Source organism: Caenimonas aquaedulcis, from assembly GCF_015831345.1.
Lineage (GTDB): Bacteria > Pseudomonadota > Gammaproteobacteria > Burkholderiales > Burkholderiaceae_C > Ramlibacter > Ramlibacter aquaedulcis.
Genome location: NZ_JADWYS010000001.1, coordinates 3,323,474 through 3,340,551 on the forward strand (window position 1 = coordinate 3,323,474; position 17,078 = coordinate 3,340,551).

Below are 17,078 nucleotides of genomic sequence, written 5' to 3' on the forward strand. Positions count from 1 at the left end.
GTAACATAGCGCAAAGCGGCCGCATCCCCCGAACGCCGCCCAACGGAGAGAGAGGTTGTCCATGCCGGTCGTGGTTGTAGCCAATCCCAAAGGCGGCGTCGGAAAGTCGACGATGGCCACCAACATTGCCGGCTACTACGCCAGCAAGGGCCATGCCGTCATGCTCGGCGACGCCGATCGCCAGCAGTCCTCCCGGCTCTGGCTGGGCTTGCGCCCGCCCAATGCACGCCCCATCGCCACCTGGGATTTCGGCGAGGGTAACATCGCGCGCCCGCCCAAGGGCACGTCCCACGTGGTGCTGGACACGCCGGCCGGGATGCACGGCAAGATGTTCAAGGACGTCCTGCAGCTCGCGGACAAGGTCGTCGTGCCCCTGCAGCCGAGCATCTTCGACATCTTCGCGACACGCGCCTTTCTCGACGAGCTCGCCGAGCACCGCAAGGCCGGGAAGATGCAGGTGGGCATTGTCGGGATGCGCGTCGATCCGCGCACCATCGCCGCGGACAAGCTGCACGAGTTCGTGGACAGCCTGGGACTGCCCGTGCTGGGCTACCTGCGGCACACGCAGAACTACATCCACCTGGCGGCCCGCGGCCTTACCTTGTTCGACGTGGCGCCGGGCCGTGTCGAACGCGACCTGGAGCAGTGGCAGGGCATCTGTCGCTGGCTGGACAAGTAAGCGCCGGCACGCTTGCTACAGTCGGGCGATGAAAATCCTCCAGGACTTGTCGGAGTTGCCCGCGCTCGTGGGCCGGGACGTCGCGGTGAGCGACTGGGTCACGGTGACGCAGGAGCAGGTGAACCTGTTCGCGCAGGCCACCGGCGACCACCAGTGGATCCACGTGGACGTGGAGAAGGCGAAGGCCGGCCCCTTCGGCGGGCCGATCGCCCACGGCTTCCTCACCCTGTCGCTGATCCCGAAGTTCTTCGAGACCTCGATGGAGATCCGCAACAGCCGCATGGGCGTGAACTACGGCCTGAACAAGGTGCGCTTCACCTCGCCGGTGCCCGTGGGCAGCCGGCTGCGTGGTCACATGAAGCTCCTGGCCTGCGACCCCATCGACAACGGCGGGGTTCAGATGACCTGGCTGGTGACGGTCGAGCGCGAGGGAAGCGACAAGCCCGCGTGCGTCGCCGAGTCGCTCACCCGGCGCTACCCCTGAAAACGCCGCCTAGGCGAATCCGTTCTGGCGCCAGGCCTCGAACACCGTCACGGCCACTGCATTCGACAGGTTGAGGCTGCGCTGGCCTTCGCGCATCGGGAGGCGCAGGCGCTGCGCCGCCGGAAACGAATCGCGCAAGGACGGGGCCAGGCCACGGGTTTCGGAGCCGAAGACCAGCCAGTCGCCCGGGCGGAACGCCGTGTCGTGCACGGCGCGCGTGCCGTGCGTCGTGAGCGCGAACATCCGCCCCGGATCGGGTCGCACCTGCGCGAGGAACGCGGGCCAATCCAGGTACCGCCTGACCTCGGCGTACTCGTGGTAGTCCAGGCCCGCGCGGCGCATGTGCCTGTCGTCCATCGAGAAGCCGAGGGGCTCGACCAGGTGCAGGGCGCAGCCCGTGTTGGCCGCGAGGCGGATCACGTTTCCCGTGTTGGGCGGGATCTCGGGCTCGACGAGGACGATGTTGAACATGCCGCGAATTGTCGCGTCAGGCCGCGGGATCGTCCGTGCGCGCGAGCACCAGGCCCGTGACGTGGCGAGCGCCCGCCTGTCGCAAGGCCAGGGCCGCGGCCCGCATCGACGCGCCGCTGGTCATCACGTCATCGACGATCGCGATGCGACGGCCGCGGACCTGGGCGACACGCATCGGGTCCACGGCGAAGGCCGACTGCACGTTCTTCAGGCGTTCGCGGCGGTCGAGTGCCGCCTGCTCGGCGGTCTCGCGCACGCGAACGAGCAGGGTGGCATCGGCCTTGGCCGGGGCGAGCGCGCGGGCCAGCAGCAGCGACTGGTTGTAGCCGCGCCGGGCCAGGCGCCTGGGCGCGAGCGGCATCGCCAGCACGAGATCCGCGGCGTCCAGCGACGGCTCGAACCACGGCGCGCTGCGCATGAGCAAGGCGAAGGCGCGCGCCCACGCGGCGTGCCCCGAGAACTTGAAGTCCGCGACCAGGTTCGACCACGGGTATCCGTACGAAACGGCGGCATGGCAGGCATCAAGTGCGCCGTGGTCGCCGGCGCAGCGGCCGCATTCGCGGATCCCATCCGCAACGGGCAGGGCGCAGCGGCTGCAGCGTGCCGAAGGCTGCGCGAAGCGCGAAATGCAGGCTTCGCACACCGGTTGCGCGGGCCATGCCCGGCAGACCGCGCACTGGCTGGGGATCACGCGAAGTCCGCGTCGGCCGTCGTCACGAGACCGCTGCTGCGGTAGGGCAGGCGATAGTCCATGCAGGCGCGGTTCAGTTCGTCCACGATGGAGGCGGCGGGGATCACGCGCGACTGCCAGGGTTCGTCCGACGTGGTGTGGGCGTCCGCGACGAGCGTGACGTCGTAGCCGCGTTCGATCGCCGCATGGGTGGTGTGGCGCACGCAGAAGTTGGTCTGCGCGCCGCAGATGAAGAGGCGGCCCACGCGGAGTTCCTCGAGCAGCGCGTCGAGGGTCGTTTCCTCGAACGAGCTGCGAAAGTGCTTGCCGATCCTCGGCTCGCCGGGCAGGGGCTGCAGCTCGGGGACGATCTGCCAGGGTTCGCTGCCGGCGGGCAGCCAGTCGTCCGAGTGCTGGACCCAGACCACGGGCGTGCCCGCGGCGCGGGCCTTGCGCACCAGCTCGGCGATATTGGAGATGACCTGCGTGCGCATCCACGCGGTGGCCACGACGTCGTTCTGGACGTCGATCACGAGTAGCGCCGAACGCGGGCGATCCGGAAATTTGCTCATGGGTGCAGGATACTCGTCCCATGGCCACGCACGCCCCGCCCACCATCGACCCCGCAGCAGCGCGGCACTGGGAGCGCGCCGCGCCGCGGCGCTCGCCATGGCTCCATGACGAAGTGGCCCGCCGCATGGCCGAGCGCCTGCAGTGGATCAAGCTGGAGCCCCGGTCATGGGCGCACTGGGCACCGGTGCGCGGCGGCATGGCCGCGCAGCCGCTGGTGGAGGCGAGGTATCCCCGGGCCGAATGCGTCGTGGCGCACGAAGCGGCGCTTCCCGCCGGGTTCGCGCGGCCCTGGTGGAAGCTCGGGGCCCCCGCGATCCGCGTCGGCCCGGTACCCGACGGCAGCGTGCAGATGCTCTGGGCCAACATGGCGCTGCACATGTCGGCGGCGCCGCAGGCGTTGATCGCGCAGTGGCACCGGGCGCTGGAGCCTGACGGTTTCCTGATGTTCTCCTGCCTGGGCCCGGACACGCTGCGCGAGTTGCGGGCCCTCTACCGAGAGCTCGGCTGGCCGCCGGCCGGGCATGAATTCACCGACATGCACGACTGGGGCGACATGCTGGTGGAGGCGGGATTCGCGGAGCCGGTGATGGACATGGAGCGCATCACGCTCACGTGGGAGACCGCGGAGCGGCTCCTGGAAGAATTGCGGGAGCTCGGTGCGAACCTGCATCCGGCGCGCTTTGGCGCGCTGCGCGGCAGGAGCTGGCGCTCGCGCCTGGCGCAAGAGCTCACGCGCGCGCTCGCGCAGCCCGACGGCCGGCTGGCGCTCACCTTCGAGATCATCTACGGGCACGCGATGAAACCCGCGCCGCGGGTGCGGATGAGCGAACACAGCGCGGTCTCGCTGCGCGACATGCGCACGATGCTGCAGCGGGGCGGCGGTGAAAGAGGCTGACACGGGCCTCGCCGCACGAGGGAAGGCCGGCAAGCCGCGCTACAATGCCGGGTTGATTTTTGAGCGCCACCCATCGATGTCGCTATTTCGTTTCGCCACTGTCCAGGGCCAGAACATCCACTGGTTTTTGAAGCGCAACTGCTCGGTCACACCCGCCCAATTGGGCTGGCTGTACGCCTCGTTGTGCGTGGTGTCGCTCGGGATCGGCACGGTTTTCTGGTTCCACGGCGCCGTGATGGTGCTGCCGTTCGCGTGGGCCGAGCTCATGGCGGTCGGCGTGGCCTTCCTCGTGTATGCGCGGCATGCGCGCGATGGAGAGACGATTTCGCTCCAGGGCCGCCAGTTGGTCGTGGAGCTGGAGAATGCCGGACACCTGGAGCGCGCGGAGTTCAACCGCGACTGGGTCCGGGTCGAGCCTTGCGCCGGTGACCGCTCGCTGATCGAGCTGTCGGGCCAGGGGCGGCGGGTGAACGTGGGGCGCTACGTGCGCCCCGAACTGCGCCCGGTGCTGGCGCAGGAGATTCGCAGGGCGCTGCGCGGGGCGGGCGGCGAAACAGGTTTGATTTGAGGTTGAAGCCAGTGAAAAACATGAAGAGCCATTGCTACAAGTTGGGCTACCAGTTGGCCTCGTTGCTGTTCGCGGCGGCCGCGTTTAGCCCGGCGGCCCATGCGGTCAACGACCTGCCCGGCGGGCCCGGCGTTCGCCAGCTGAACCTGCACCCCGCGGTCACCCGCATCGCCGAGGAGCAGGCCTGGCTGCACTGGTTCATGCTGATCGCCTGCACGGTGATCTTCATCGCCGTGTTCAGCGTCATGTTCTATTCCATCTGGAAGCACCGCAAGGCGGTGGGCCACAAGCCGGCCAACTTCCACGAGTCCGTCACCGTCGAGGTGATCTGGACCATCGTCCCCTTCCTCATCGTGATCGGCATGGCGCTGCCGGCCACCAAGGTGCTCGTCGCGTCCAAGGACACGACCAACGCCGACCTCACCGTCAAGGCGACCGGCTACCAGTGGAAATGGGGCTACGACTACATCAAGGGCGAAGGCGAGGGCGTCTCCTTCCTGTCCACGCTGGACAGCACGCACCGCGAAATGTCCAATGACGGCGCCAAGGGCGCGATGCCCGACGATTACCTGCTGAAGGTCGACAACCCGCTGGTGGTGCCGGTGAACAAGAAGGTTCGCGTCATCACCACCGCCAACGACGTGATCCACGCCTGGGGCGTGCCCGCCTTCGGCGTCAAGCAGGATGCGATCCCCGGCTTCGTGCGCGACACGTGGTTCCGCAGCGAAAAGACCGGCGATTTCTACGGCCAGTGCTACGAGCTTTGCGGCAAGGAGCACGCCTACATGCCGATCCACGTGAAGGTGCTCTCCGCTGCCGACTACACGAAGTGGGTCGACGGCGAGAAGAAGAAGATGGCGGCCCTGCAGGACGACCCCGCCAAGGTCTGGACGCTCGCCGACATCACCGCGCGCGGCGAGAAGGTGTATGCCGCCAACTGCGCGGCCTGCCACCAGCCCAACGGCAAGGGCGCCGGCCCGATCCTGCCGCTGGACGGCTCCCCGGTCGTCAACGACGCCGACAAGTCCAAGCAGATCCAGGTGGTGCTCAATGGCCGCAATGCGATGCCGGCCTGGAAGCAGCTTTCGGACACCGACATCGCGGCCGTGATCAGCTTCACCAAGAACAACTGGTCCAACCACACCGGCCAGCTGGTGCAGCCCGCTGAAGTGCTGGCCCAGCGCAAGTAAGCAGTACAGAACCGAATACCCAGGAAGCAGCATATGAGCGCCGTCCTCGACCATCCCGCACACGACCACGATCACGACCATCACGACCACGCGCCGACCGGCTGGCGGCGGTGGGTCTACGCGACGAACCACAAGGACATCGGCACGCTGTACCTGCTGTTCTCCTTTTTCATGCTGATGTTCGGCGGCCTGCTGGCGATGCTGATCCGCCTGGAGCTGTTCCAGCCGGGCCTGCAGTTCGTGAACCCGGAGCTGTTCAACCAGCTCACGACGATGCACGGCCTGATCATGGTGTTCGGCGCGATCATGCCGGCGTTCGTCGGCTTCGCGAACTGGATGATCCCGCTGCAGATCGGCGCGGCCGACATGGCTTTCGCGCGGATGAACAACTTCAGCTTCTGGCTGCTGATCCCCGCGGGCCTGATGCTCGTCGGCTCGTTCTTTATGCCCGGCGGAGCCCCCGCCGCGGGCTGGACGCTGTACGCGCCGCTCACGCTGCAGATGGGCCCGTCGATGGACGCCGGCATCTTCGCGATGCACATCCTCGGTGCCTCGTCGATCATGGGTTCGATCAACATCATCGTCACCATCCTCAACATGCGCGCTCCCGGCATGACGCTGATGAAGATGCCGATGTTCTCGTGGACCTGGCTGATCACCGCCTACCTGCTGATCGCGGTGATGCCCGTGCTCGCCGGCGCGATCACCATGACGCTGACGGACCGCCACTTCGGCACGACGTTCTTCAACCCCGCAGGCGGCGGCGACCCGGTGATGTACCAGCACATCTTCTGGTTCTTCGGCCACCCCGAGGTCTACATCATGATCCTGCCGGCCTTCGGCATCATCAGCCAGGTCGTGCCCGCTTTCTCCCGCAAACGCCTGTTCGGCTACGCCTCCATGGTGTATGCGACGTCCTCGATCGCGATCCTGTCCTTCATCGTGTGGGCGCACCACATGTTCACCACCGGCATGCCGGTGACGGGCCAGCTGTTCTTCATGTACGCGACGATGCTGATCGCGGTGCCCACGGCCGTGAAGATCTTCAACTGGATCGCGACGATGTGGCAGGGCTCGATGACCTTCGAAACCCCGATGCTGTTCGCCGTCGGCTTCATCTTCGTGTTCACCATGGGCGGCTTCACCGGCCTCATCCTGGCCATGGCTCCGGTCGACCTGCTGCTGCAGGACACCTACTACGTCGTCGCCCACTTCCACTACGTGCTGGTGGCCGGCTCGCTGTACGCGATGTTCGCGGGCTTCTACTACTGGTCGCCCAAGTGGACGGGCGTGATGTACAACGAGACGCGCGGCAAGATCCACTTCTGGTGGTCGCTCATCGCCTTCAACGTCACGTTCTTCCCGATGCACTTCCTGGGCCTGGCCGGCATGCCGCGCCGCTATGCCGACTACCCGATGCAGTTCGCGGACTTCAACATGCTCGCGTCGCTCGGCGGTTTCGCCTTCGGCCTGGCGCAGGTGTATTTCTTCTTCGCGATCGTGCTGCCCGTCATGCGCGGCAAGGGCGAGCCGGCGTCGCAGCGCCCGTGGAATGATGCCGACGGCAAAGGCGCCGAGGGCCTGGAGTGGGAAGTGCCGTCGCCGGCGCCGTTCCACACCTTCGAGACGCCTCCCAAGCTCGATATCACCGCCACGAAGATCCTGGATGCGCGGGTGCAGCCCGAGCATCCGCTGGGCTCGCACCACTGAGACCGGACGGGACCGACGCCATGGCGCTGACACCGGAGCAAAAGAAGGCCAACCTGCGGATGGCGCTCATCCTCGCGTCGATCGTGGCCGTCTTCTTCATCGGTTTCTTCGTCAAGATGGTCCTCCTGGGCCACTGAGTCCCCATGGCGATCCGCACTGAAAACCTGAAGATGGCTGGCAAGCTGGTGGTGGTGATCACCGCCATGTCGGCTTTCGGGTACGCGCTCGGCCCGCTTTACAAGCACATCTGCGAGGTGACGGGCATCAACATCCTGTCGCTGTCGGAGCGCCAGGTGCCCGGCGGCGGATCCGCCGGCGCCGACGTCAAGGTCAACACGCAGGTCGATACGAGCCGCACCATCACCGTCGAATTCGACGCGAATGCGCGCGGGCCGTGGGAGTTCAAGCCCGCCGTGAATTCGGTGCAGGTGCATCCGGGCGAACTCGCCACGGTCATGTACGAGTTCCGCAACGTGCAGGACCACCGGATGTCCGCGCAGGCGATTCCCAGCTATGCACCGCACCAGGCGGCGGCCCATTTCAACAAGCTCGAATGCTTCTGCTTCCAGCAGTACACCCTCGAGCCGGGCGAGAAGAAGCAGTGGCCGGTCGCTTTCGTGATCGACCCCAAATTGTCGAAGGACGTGAAGACGATCACCTTGTCGTACACCTTCTTCGAAGTCGGCGGCAAGACGCCCGCGGCGCCGACGGCGGCGCTTGCCGGCCGTGCGGAGCCGCGCTCATGAGCGCCGGTGCCATGCCGCAACCCAGGACATCCTTCTTGCGCACCGTCAAGGCGGTGGCGTGGTCCTTCATCGGGATTCGCAAGAACAGCGAATACGAGCAGGACCAGGGCCGGTTGAACCCGTTCCACATCATCGGCGTGGCGCTGGTCGGCGTCGCATTGTTCGTCGGCGCACTGGTACTTCTGGTGCGGTGGGTCGTCGCCCCGTAAAGAGATACGCAGAAAATTCGGAAATTCAGGAGTCAGAGATGAGTTCAACCACCCCCGGCACCACGCCCTACTATTTCGTGCCCCAGCCGTCGCGCCATCCGGTGATGGCATCGTTCGGCCTGCTTTGCGTCATCTTCGGCGCGGCGCAGTGGCTGAACGGTGCGGGATGGGGCGAGTACCTGCTGTTCTTCGGCCTGCTGTGGGTTTTCGTGGTGCTGTTCCAGTGGTTCCGCCAGTCGATCGGCGAGAGCGAATCGGGCATGTATGGCCACAAGGTGAACCTCTCCTACCGCTGGAGCATGAGCTGGTTCATCTTCTCGGAAGTCATGTTCTTCGGCGCGTTCTTCACGGCGCTCTGGTGGATGCGTTCGCATTCCGTGCCCGCCCTCGGAGGACTCGACAACGCGCTCCTGTGGCCGGATTTCAAGGCCGTGTGGCCGAGCATGGCGCCCGGCACGACCGCGTCGCCGGCCAACATCATCGAGCCCTTCACGACGATGACGCCGTTCTGGCTGCCGACGATCAATACCGCCTTGCTCCTGTCCTCCGGCGTCACGATCACCATCGCGCACCACGCCCTGCGCGAGAACCATCGCGGCCGCACGATCGCCTTCATGTGGATCACCGTGCTGCTGGGCCTCACGTTCCTGTTCGTGCAGGGCTACGAGTATTTCCACGCGTACCACGAACTCAACCTCAAGCTGACGTCGGGCGCTTACGGATCGACCTTCTTCATGCTCACGGGCTTCCATGGCTTCCACGTGTTCATCGGCATGTTGATGCTGTTCTTCATCACGCTGCGCCTGATGAAGGGGCATTTCACCGCGGAGAACCATTTCGGCTTCGAAGGCGCTGCCTGGTACTGGCACTTCGTGGACGTGGTGTGGCTGGGTCTGTACACGCTGGTCTACTGGTTGTAGCCGCCTGAAGACGCCACAAAGGGCCGCGCTTGCGGCCCGATTCATTTGGAAAGCGGAATTCCGGTCGGCTGGATGTAGCCGAATTTCCACGCGAGCAGGATGCAGATGAACAGCAGGATCGACAAGCCGACGCGAAATGCGAGCGCGCGCGCCATGTTGCTCGTCTTGGCCTTGCCGTCCCGGCCGTCGCGCATCATGAAGAAGAGCGCGGAGCCCAGGCTGCCGATGATGGCGATGAAGGCGAGCAGCACGAGATATTTCATGCCGGGGATTATCCCGTGAGCACGCAACGCACGGCGCGCTTCTGGGCGGTCACACTCGCAGCGGGGCTTGGGGTCGGGGTCACGGCATGGCTCGGCGCCTGGCAGATGAGCCGCGCATCGCAGAAGCTCGCCATCCAGGCGGCGATCGAACAGCGCAAGGGCATGCCTGCGATCGGCGCTGCCGAGCTGGCGGCTGCGGGCGGTACTGCCGGCTCCCTCGTACACCGCCAGGTCGAGTTGCGAGGTACGTGGGTCGCGCCGGGAACCGTCTACCTCGACAACCGCCAGATGCAAGCCAAGCCGGGTTTCTATGTCGTCACACCGCTGCGGCTGGAAGGCGCGGGCGGCGCGGTGCTGGTCGAGCGGGGCTGGGTCCAGCGCAACTTCACGGATCGCGCGAAGCTGCCCCTCGTCGAGACGCCCGCGGGACCCGTGGTCGTTCGCGGGCTCGTGGCCCCGCTGCCGTCCAAGCTATATGACTTCGGCTCGGCGGGCAGCGGCCCCATCCGGCAAAATCTGGATCTGGCGCAGTTCCGCGCCGAAACCGGCCTGCCGCTTCTGGGCGTGTCCGTCCAGCAAACGGGTCCAGCGTCCGAAGGTCTGCTGCGCGACTGGCCGGAACCCACCACCGGTGTGGAGCGGCACTACGGATATGCTTTCCAGTGGTGGGCGCTTGCCGTCCTGATCGCGACCCTCTATGCCTGGTTCCAGTTCATCGCCCCCCGCCGAAAGCGCCACTGATGCATGACGAGCCGCTGGGCCTGACGATCCATTCCCTGCCCGTGCCGCAGGATGCCGCCGCGCACGACGCGCAACGCACCGTGCGCGGCCGCTGGCGCATGCTTGCGGTGATGCTCGTGTGTGCAGCGCCGGTGATCGCGTCCTACCTCACCTATTACGTCATCCGCCCCAGCGCGCAGCGCAGTTACGGGGAACTGATCGATCCGCAGCGCCCACTCCCCGATGCGCCGGGCATGAAGCTCGACGGCAGCACTATCGCGCTGCCATCGCTCAAGGGCCAATGGCTCCTGGTGAGCGTTGCGGGGGGCGCCTGCGATGCGCTGTGCGAGCGGCACCTCTACCTGCAGCGCCAGTTGCGCGAGAGCCTGGGCAAGGACAAGGAGCGCCTCGACTGGATCTGGCTGGTGCCCGACCAGACGCCGGTACGCGAAGCCTTGCGACCTGCGCTCGCGCAGGCCACGGTCCTGCGCGTCGATGCGCAGCAGTTGGCGGCATGGCTCGCCCCCGCGGCGGGCCATCGATTGGAAGACCACATGTACCTCGTCGATCCGCTGGGCCACTGGATGATGCGATTCCCCGCGACATCGGCCGCAGGCGCGATCGACACCGCCGCCGCCGCGAAGGTGAAACGCGATGTCGAGCGCGTCCTGCGCGCCTCCGCGTCGTGGGACCAGGCGGGAAGGCCCGTGCGTCCATGAACTCGCAGGACCTCTACGACCTCACGCCGGCGCTCCGGGTCGCGCTCACCGGCCTGGTCATCGCCATGGGCCCGCTCGCGTGGGTGTGGATGCGCAACGCCGGCTCGCCCGCGCGGCGCCTGCGGGCCCTGACGCTGCTCACGCTCTTCCTCACCTTCGACCTGGTGCTGTTCGGCGCATTCACGCGCCTCACCGATTCGGGGCTGGGCTGTCCCGACTGGCCCGGCTGCTACGGCAACGCCAGCCCGAGCGGTGCGCACGCGCAGATCAGCGAAGCGCAGGCCTCCATGCCGACGGGACCGGTGACGCACGGCAAGGCCTGGGTGGAGATGGTGCATCGTTACCTCGCCACCGCGGTCGGCGTGCTGATCCTCACGCTCGCCGCTGCGACCTGGTGGCAGCGCAAGCGCGGCGCCGTCGTCAGTCCATGGTGGCCGACGCTTACGCTGGCATGGGTGTGCCTGCAGGGCGCGTTCGGCGCGCTGACCGTGACGATGAAGCTGTTCCCCGCGATCGTCACCCTGCATTTGCTCGGCGGCCTGGTGCTGCTGTCGCTCCTGAGCGCGCAAGCGGTGGCCCATGCGCACGCGGCGCGCGGCAGCGGCGCGGTGCGCATACCGCGCGCGTCGCGTGCGTGGCTGGCTGCCGGGTTCGCGCTGCTGTGGCTGCAAGTCGCGTTGGGTGGATGGGTCAGCACCAACTATGCGGTGCTCGCCTGCAGCGAATTCCCGGCGTGCCAGGGCAGCTGGTGGCCCACCATGGACTGGCAGGACGGCTTCGGCCTCTGGCGCGAGCTGGGCAAGACCACAGGCGGCGAACAGCTCACGTTCGCGGCGCTGACGGGCATCCATTACGCGCACCGCCTCGCCTCCTATGTCGTATTCGCCGTGCTGGGCACGCTCGCTTGGCATTTGCATCATCGCCTGCGCCGCCAGTCGAGGTGGCTCGCTGGCCTGCTCCTGTGGCAGTTCGCAACCGGCCTTTCGAACGTGGTGCTCGGCTGGCCGATCGTGGCGGCGGTGTCGCACACCGCCGGCGCGGCCGCGCTGGTGGCAGTGCTCACGTGGACGTGGTTCGAGTCGCGCGCGGACGCGGCTGCATCGCCCGTGGCGGCGCGCGATCGCCGGGAGCTCTCGGCATGAGCTCTCGTTTTCGCCAGTTTTATACGCTCACCAAGCCTCGCGTCGTGCAGCTGATCGTGTTCTGCGCGTTGATCGGCATGGTGCTCGCGGTCCCCGGCCTCCCCACCCTGGACGACGTGCGCCTCGCGGCGATCGCCTGCCTGGGCATCTGGCTGGTGGCCGGCGCGGCCGCGGTGTTCAACTGCCTGGTGGAAAAGGGCATCGACGCCAAGATGCGCCGCACGCAGATGCGCGCCACGGCACAAGGCGAATTGAGCGACTGGCAGACCCTGCTCTTCGCCGCCATCCTGTGCGCGCTGGGCTCGTGGATGCTGTACCGCTGGGTCAACCCACTGACCATGTGGCTCACCTTCGCCACCTTCGTGGGCTACGCGGTCATCTACACCGTGATCCTCAAGCCGCTCACGCCGCAGAACATCGTCATCGGCGGCGCCTCCGGCGCGATGCCCCCGGTGCTGGGCTGGGCCGCGATGACGGGACAGGTCGGGCCCGAAGCGCTGATCCTCTTCCTGATCATCTTCCTGTGGACGCCGCCGCACTTCTGGGCGCTCGCCCTGTATCGCGTCGAGGACTACCGCAAATCCGGCCTGCCGATGTTGCCCGTGACCCACGGCAACGCCTTCACGCGTCTGCAGATCCTGCTCTATACCTTCATCCTGTTCGCCGCGTGCCTGATGCCCTTCGTCTATGGCATGAGCTCGTGGCTGTACCTCGCGGCCGCTGTCGTCCTGAGCGCAGGGTTCTGCATCTATGGGTTTCGCCTGTGGCGCGAATATTCCGATGCCCTCGCGCGCAAGACATTCCGCTTTTCGCTCATCCACCTCAGTGCGCTGTTCGCGGCGCTGCTGATCGACCACTACGTTTTCTGACCATGAACCGCCGACACCTTCTCCGCGCCTCGCTCTGGGCAGCCGCCGGCTGCGGTTCGCTCGCCGCCTGCACCGAGTCCAAGCCGCAGTTCGCCGCCATCGACCTGACCGGCGCGGATTACGCGAAGGACTTCCAGCTCCCGGACCAGGCCGGCGTGGTGCGCAGCCTGAAGGACTTTCGCGGAAAGATCGTCGTGCTGTTCTTCGGCTACACGCAGTGCCCGGACGTGTGCCCCACGACGATGGCCGAGATTGCCCAGGCGAAGAAGCTGCTCGGCCCCGACGGCGACAAGGTCCAGGGCGTGTTCGTGACGGTCGACCCGGAGCGCGACACGCCCGAGGTGCTGAAGAACTACATGGCCAATTTCGACCCGAGCTTCATCGCGTTGCGCGGGACACCCGACCAGCTCGCTGCCATGGCGAAGGACTTCAAGGTTTACTACAAGAAGGTCGACGGCAAGACGGCGGCGAGCTACACCATGGACCACTCCGCCGCCAGCTATGTGTACGACACCAAGGGCCAATTGCGGCTGTATACGCGCTACGGCAGCGGCGCGCAGTCGCTCGCATCGGACCTCAAGCTGCTGCTCGCACAGGCGTGATGCGCCCATGGTCCAGCACCTGCTCGGACGCAAAGGGGCGGCGCGGATCGCGCTGATACCGGCTGAAGTGCTCGACGCGTTGAACGAAGGGCTCCTGCCCACGGTCAACCTCAATGAATTCCTCGCGCTCGACCTCGCGCGGCTGGCCCGCAGGGTCGCGGGGCAGGTGGGTCTGCCCCCGGATCACGAGCGCCTCTCCGACACACTTGCGATGCTGGCCGCGTTCCGGCCCGTCAAGCGCCACGAGCACGTCGCGCGCGCGTTCTACGACCTGACGCAGCCGCGGGCCGACCGCGACGCCATCGCACATGCGCTCGCGACGCACGCCAGCGACGTGGCGCGCTGCTGGGCCGCGCAATGGGTGATGTTTGCGCCGCTGCCGCTCGCCCGCAAGCTGGAGGCGGTGCACCGGTTCGCCGACGACCCGCACTTCGGCGTGCGGGAGGTCGCGTGGATGGCGGTGCGCGACCAGGTGGCCGGCGAAGTGGATGCGGCGATCGGGCTGCTCGAGCCCTGGGTCGCCCATCCGCGCGACAACATCCGGCGCTTCGCCAGCGAACTCACGCGACCGCGCGGGGTGTGGTGCGCGCAGATCGACGCGTTGAAACGTGAGCCCTGGCGCGCGCTCGCGCTGCTCGAACCGCTTCGCGCCGACCCGAGCCGTTACGTGCAGAACTCGGTGGCGAACTGGCTCAACGACGCGAGCAAAACGCAGCCGCAGTGGGTGCAGGAGCTGTGCGACCGCTGGAGCGCCCAATCGCGCACGCCCCAGACGGCCTATATCGTGCGCCGCGCCACCCGGAGCCTGGCGTCCCTCACTCCGCCTTGATCCCGCGCATGGCGATCACGCCGCCGAGCAGCGCGGTGTCGGACTTGATGCGATTGGCCAGCCCTTCGGAGGAGGTGCCCGCGACCTGCCAGCCCTGCTGGAACAGCTTCGCACGCACGTCGGGCGTGCGGGCGATTTCGCCGATCAGCTGCGACAGCTTCGCCACGATGGGCTTCGGCATGGATTGAGGCGCCGCCGCCGCCGTCCAGATCTCCAGCTGGAAGCCACGTGTCACGCCCCCTTCGTCCAGGCTGGGGTATTCGGGCACGAGCGAGCTGCGCCCGGTCGACGTCACGCCGATGGCCTTGAGCTTGCCCGCGCGGATCTGCACGGCCGCCAGTCCCGGCGGCAGCAGGGCCAGCTGGACCTGGCCGCCGATCATCGCGTTGATCACCTGCGGGTTGCCGGGGTAGGGCACGTGCACCGGATCGATGTTCGTCTTGGTCTTGAGCAATTCCATGCCGATGTGGCCGACCGTCCCGACCCCGGGCGTGCCGTAGCTCCACTTGTTGCCCGCGTTGCGCGCGGCGAGGAAGAAGTCCTGTGCGTTGTTGCCCGGCGCGTTCGCCGGTGCGGTCAGCAGCAGCGGGGCGGTGCCGATCAGGCTGATGGGCGCGAGGTCCTTCAGGGGGTCGAACGGGGTCGCGGGGTTCAGCAGCTTCGCGATCGTCATGTTGCCATTGATCATCACGCCGATGGTGTGGTCGTCGGTGGCCTTGGCGACCAGGTCCGCGGCGATGTTGCCGCCGGCGCCGGTGCGGTTGTCCACGATCACCGGTTGGCCCAGGGCCCTGGACAGGGGCTCGGCGATGGTTCGCGCCACGAGGTCGGGGGTGGAGCCGCCGGGGAACCCGACGATGATGCGCAGCGTCTTGGTGGGCCACGCGGGCGCGGTCCTGGCCGATTTCTGGGCGAAGCCGGCGGTCGATGCAGCGGCGAGCGCGAGCAGCAGGACGGTGCGGCGGAGGGGGAACTGGGACATGGATGCTTCCTCGGGTAATGCGGCCCGCAGGGCGGGTTTCGGAATGCCAATCCTATCGCCTCGGGCGAAGGCGGCGCCGTCCACGGACATTGCCTAGAAATTCAGCGGACGGATCACCTTGCGGCTGTCGGCGGGCATGGCCCTCGCCGCGTCCTGGAGCCACTTGAGGCTGGCCGCGGCGTTGAGCTCCCTTTCGGGGAGCATGGCCAGCGTGATGCAGAACTTGAGGGTGGTGCCCGTGGGCAGCGCGTCGGCCTGACGAAGCCCGCTCGCGACGATCTGCTGCGCACGGCTGAGGGCGACCGCCGAGCCCGTCGGACCCTCGAGCAGGATCGCGAATTCATGGTCGCCCGTGCGTGCCGCCAGGTCGACGTCGGTGATGGCCTGCCGCAATAGCGACGCGGCCACTACCAGTACGCGGTCGCCCATTTCGCGGCCGTACTCGGTCACCAGCGCGTCGAAATTCGAAATCCGGAGCGCGATGAGGCCGCAGCCGTGCCGCATGCTGCGCGCGCGCGTGAGGGCGCTTTCCAGCCGCTGCAGCAGGGTGCGGTTGTGCGCCAGCCCGGTGAGCGCGTCGTTGTGCGACAGCCCCGCCGCCCGGTCGAACGTGACGCGGCGGCGTGTGGCGCGCAAGCTCAGCGCATAAAAGAGGATGGGCATCTCGATCGCCGCGCCGATGGACAGGCCGTAGCGGGTGAGTGCACTCGCCGGGATCAGGTTCAGGCCGCGGGCGACCGGGAACAGCGCCATGACGAGGACGGGCACGAAGCCTAGCGCGATGAGGCGGATGTACGGGTCTTCGCCCTGGGCCCACACGAGCATCACGAGGCCCGCCACGACCGCGAGGGCCACGAGGGTGAGCGCCATGACGAGCGCGAAGGACGTGCGCGACGTGAGCAGGGTGTCGAGCGCGACCGCGGACAGCAGCGCGAAGATCAGGGCCCACACGGCGAGGTCGAGTGCACGCGAGAACCGCGCCGGCTCCGTGACCGTGCGCGCGAACCACAAGGCGCAGGCGCCGGAGATGCCCGGGAGCACGAAGGTGGCCACTTCGTTCCAGTGCAGCCAGTGGTCCCACACGTGCTGCGCCCCCACGCCGAGGTAGGCGAGCTGCCCGATGGCCAGCGACCCCACATACACGGCATAGGCGCGGAAATTCCTGTCGCGCTGCACGATGCCGTTGGCCGCGGCGATGAGCGTGATGAGCGCGGCGAGCCCGAAGTAGGCGCCGAGCAGGAATTGCTCCCGCTCCCGCGAAGCGAGGAGCCGGGGCTGGTCGTAGATCGCGATCGGGGAGGCGAAATCCACACGGGCATGCTCGACGCGCAGCCAGTAGCGCACCGGCTTGCCGGTCACCCCGGAGAGTTCGAAGGTCGGGAACCGTCCGGGCAAGGGCCACTGCGAGACGGGCATCGTGTCGCCCGCCTCCTGTTCGACCCACTTGCCGTCTTCGCCCCGGTAGAACAGCTGCGCCCGGTCGATGCCGGACGAAGCCAGCTCGAGGAACCACCGCCCACCGGCGGACTGCGCGTCGAACTGGAACCACAGCGCCTTGCCGTCGATGTTGTAGGTGCGGCCCGGCTCGCGCAAGGCCCAGGGAAGGGAGGCGAAGTCGGCCTCCACCCGATCGGCCGAACGCAGGCCCGTCGCGTCGACCCAGAAGCGGCTGTTGCCGTCCAGCGAAACACCGGCTGCCGACGGGTTCAGGGCAATGGTCGGCACCGATGCCGCGCCTTGGGCGAACACCTGCCCACCCACCACGAGGCAGGCCAACCAGCCGATCAGGATCACGCGAAGAAAACGCTGCACGTCGCAGATTGTTACAGCAATCCCG

General features: G+C 67.3%; 22 protein-coding genes. 16 read left to right on the plus strand and 6 right to left on the minus strand.

The window, feature by feature from the left end:
• Positions 1 to 61 precede the first annotated feature (61 nt).
• Positions 62 to 679, plus strand: a complete 618-nt coding sequence (locus tag I5803_RS15925) for a ParA family protein (RefSeq protein WP_196987312.1) — start codon at positions 62 to 64, stop codon at positions 677 to 679.
• Positions 680 to 707: 28 nt separating this feature from the next.
• Positions 708 to 1,163 carry a MaoC family dehydratase gene (locus I5803_RS15930; protein ID WP_196987313.1) on the plus strand — a complete coding sequence of 152 codons (456 nt, stop codon included), beginning with the start codon at positions 708 to 710 and terminating at the stop codon, positions 1,161 to 1,163.
• Positions 1,164 to 1,172: 9 nt separating this feature from the next.
• On the opposite strand, the gene I5803_RS15935 is transcribed toward I5803_RS15930, so the two are convergent.
• The 3 genes from I5803_RS15935 to I5803_RS15945 are packed head-to-tail and all read right to left on the minus strand — an operon-like array spanning position 1,173 to position 2,876.
• Positions 1,173 to 1,634 (minus strand): tRNA (cytidine(34)-2'-O)-methyltransferase, encoded by a 462-nt coding sequence (locus tag I5803_RS15935; protein WP_196987314.1) that lies wholly within the window; start codon positions 1,632 to 1,634, stop codon positions 1,173 to 1,175.
• A 16-nt stretch (positions 1,635 to 1,650) separates the two neighbouring features.
• On the minus strand, positions 1,651 to 2,325 hold the full coding sequence (locus tag I5803_RS15940; protein WP_354001674.1) for a ComF family protein: 675 nt from the start codon (positions 2,323 to 2,325) through the stop codon (positions 1,651 to 1,653).
• On the minus strand, positions 2,322 to 2,876 hold the full coding sequence (locus tag I5803_RS15945; RefSeq protein ID WP_196987315.1) for a cysteine hydrolase family protein: 555 nt from the start codon (positions 2,874 to 2,876) through the stop codon (positions 2,322 to 2,324). Before I5803_RS15945 ends, I5803_RS15940 begins: the two co-directional genes overlap by 4 nt.
• A 20-nt stretch (positions 2,877 to 2,896) precedes the next feature.
• Between I5803_RS15945 and I5803_RS15950 the strand changes: the two genes are divergently transcribed.
• The 8 genes from I5803_RS15950 (at position 2,897) to I5803_RS15980 (ending at position 9,115) form a co-directional block, all read left to right on the plus strand.
• Positions 2,897 to 3,772: a methyltransferase domain-containing protein gene (locus I5803_RS15950; protein WP_196987316.1), complete on the plus strand. Its 876-nt coding sequence runs from the start codon at positions 2,897 to 2,899 to the stop codon at positions 3,770 to 3,772.
• 76 nt (positions 3,773 to 3,848) lie between these two features.
• A complete protein-coding gene (locus I5803_RS15955; protein WP_196988586.1) occupies positions 3,849 to 4,340 on the plus strand; it encodes a DUF2244 domain-containing protein in 492 nt (163 codons plus the stop codon).
• Positions 4,341 to 4,360: 20 nt separating this feature from the next.
• Entirely contained in the window at positions 4,361 to 5,530 is a 1,170-nt protein-coding gene (gene coxB, locus I5803_RS15960) for a cytochrome c oxidase subunit II (RefSeq protein WP_196987317.1), read from the plus strand.
• A 33-nt stretch (positions 5,531 to 5,563) separates the two neighbouring features.
• Positions 5,564 to 7,240: a cytochrome c oxidase subunit I gene (ctaD, locus tag I5803_RS15965; RefSeq protein ID WP_196987318.1), complete on the plus strand. Its 1,677-nt coding sequence runs from the start codon at positions 5,564 to 5,566 to the stop codon at positions 7,238 to 7,240.
• A 20-nt stretch (positions 7,241 to 7,260) separates the two neighbouring features.
• Positions 7,261 to 7,377, plus strand: a complete 117-nt coding sequence (locus tag I5803_RS22110) for a cytochrome oxidase small assembly protein (protein ID WP_231402432.1) — start codon at positions 7,261 to 7,263, stop codon at positions 7,375 to 7,377.
• A 6-nt stretch (positions 7,378 to 7,383) separates the two neighbouring features.
• A complete protein-coding gene (locus I5803_RS15970) occupies positions 7,384 to 7,986 on the plus strand; it encodes a cytochrome c oxidase assembly protein (RefSeq protein ID WP_196987319.1) in 603 nt (200 codons plus the stop codon).
• A gap of 35 nt (positions 7,987 to 8,021) precedes the next feature.
• On the plus strand, positions 8,022 to 8,195 hold the full coding sequence (locus I5803_RS15975) for a DUF2970 domain-containing protein (RefSeq protein WP_354001675.1): 174 nt from the start codon (positions 8,022 to 8,024) through the stop codon (positions 8,193 to 8,195).
• A gap of 38 nt (positions 8,196 to 8,233) precedes the next feature.
• Positions 8,234 to 9,115: a cytochrome c oxidase subunit 3 gene (locus tag I5803_RS15980; RefSeq protein WP_196987321.1), complete on the plus strand. Its 882-nt coding sequence runs from the start codon at positions 8,234 to 8,236 to the stop codon at positions 9,113 to 9,115.
• Positions 9,116 to 9,156: 41 nt separating this feature from the next.
• Here I5803_RS15980 and I5803_RS15985 read toward each other — a convergent pair whose 3' ends face one another.
• Positions 9,157 to 9,378: a twin transmembrane helix small protein gene (locus tag I5803_RS15985; protein WP_196987322.1), complete on the minus strand. Its 222-nt coding sequence runs from the start codon at positions 9,376 to 9,378 to the stop codon at positions 9,157 to 9,159.
• A gap of 15 nt (positions 9,379 to 9,393) precedes the next feature.
• Here I5803_RS15985 and I5803_RS15990 point away from each other — a divergent pair, with 15 nt between their 5' ends.
• From I5803_RS15990 to I5803_RS16015, 6 genes are read left to right on the plus strand one after another with little or no spacing between them, the layout of a single operon-like run.
• Entirely contained in the window at positions 9,394 to 10,119 is a 726-nt protein-coding gene (locus I5803_RS15990) for an SURF1 family protein (protein ID WP_354001676.1), read from the plus strand.
• Positions 10,119 to 10,817: a redox-active disulfide-containing membrane protein gene (locus I5803_RS15995; protein ID WP_196987323.1), complete on the plus strand. Its 699-nt coding sequence runs from the start codon at positions 10,119 to 10,121 to the stop codon at positions 10,815 to 10,817. The genes I5803_RS15990 and I5803_RS15995 overlap by 1 nt, the downstream gene beginning before the upstream one ends.
• Entirely contained in the window at positions 10,814 to 11,959 is a 1,146-nt protein-coding gene (locus tag I5803_RS16000; protein ID WP_196987324.1) for a COX15/CtaA family protein, read from the plus strand. Before I5803_RS15995 ends, I5803_RS16000 begins: the two co-directional genes overlap by 4 nt.
• Positions 11,956 to 12,828: a heme o synthase gene (gene cyoE, locus I5803_RS16005; RefSeq protein ID WP_196987325.1), complete on the plus strand. Its 873-nt coding sequence runs from the start codon at positions 11,956 to 11,958 to the stop codon at positions 12,826 to 12,828. Before I5803_RS16000 ends, cyoE begins: the two co-directional genes overlap by 4 nt.
• Before the next feature lie 2 nt (positions 12,829 to 12,830).
• A complete protein-coding gene (locus I5803_RS16010; RefSeq protein WP_196987326.1) occupies positions 12,831 to 13,430 on the plus strand; it encodes an SCO family protein in 600 nt (199 codons plus the stop codon).
• Between the two features lie 7 nt (positions 13,431 to 13,437).
• A complete protein-coding gene (locus tag I5803_RS16015) occupies positions 13,438 to 14,259 on the plus strand; it encodes a DNA alkylation repair protein (RefSeq protein ID WP_196987327.1) in 822 nt (273 codons plus the stop codon).
• Here I5803_RS16015 and I5803_RS16020 read toward each other — a convergent pair.
• A complete protein-coding gene (locus I5803_RS16020; protein ID WP_196987328.1) occupies positions 14,246 to 15,241 on the minus strand; it encodes a Bug family tripartite tricarboxylate transporter substrate binding protein in 996 nt (331 codons plus the stop codon). The two genes, I5803_RS16015 and I5803_RS16020, sit on opposite strands and share 14 nt — an antisense overlap.
• Positions 15,242 to 15,334: 93 nt before the next feature.
• Positions 15,335 to 17,053 carry a sensor domain-containing diguanylate cyclase gene (locus tag I5803_RS16025; protein ID WP_196987329.1) on the minus strand — a complete coding sequence of 573 codons (1,719 nt, stop codon included), beginning with the start codon at positions 17,051 to 17,053 and terminating at the stop codon, positions 15,335 to 15,337.
• Positions 17,054 to 17,078: the final 25 nt, after the last annotated feature.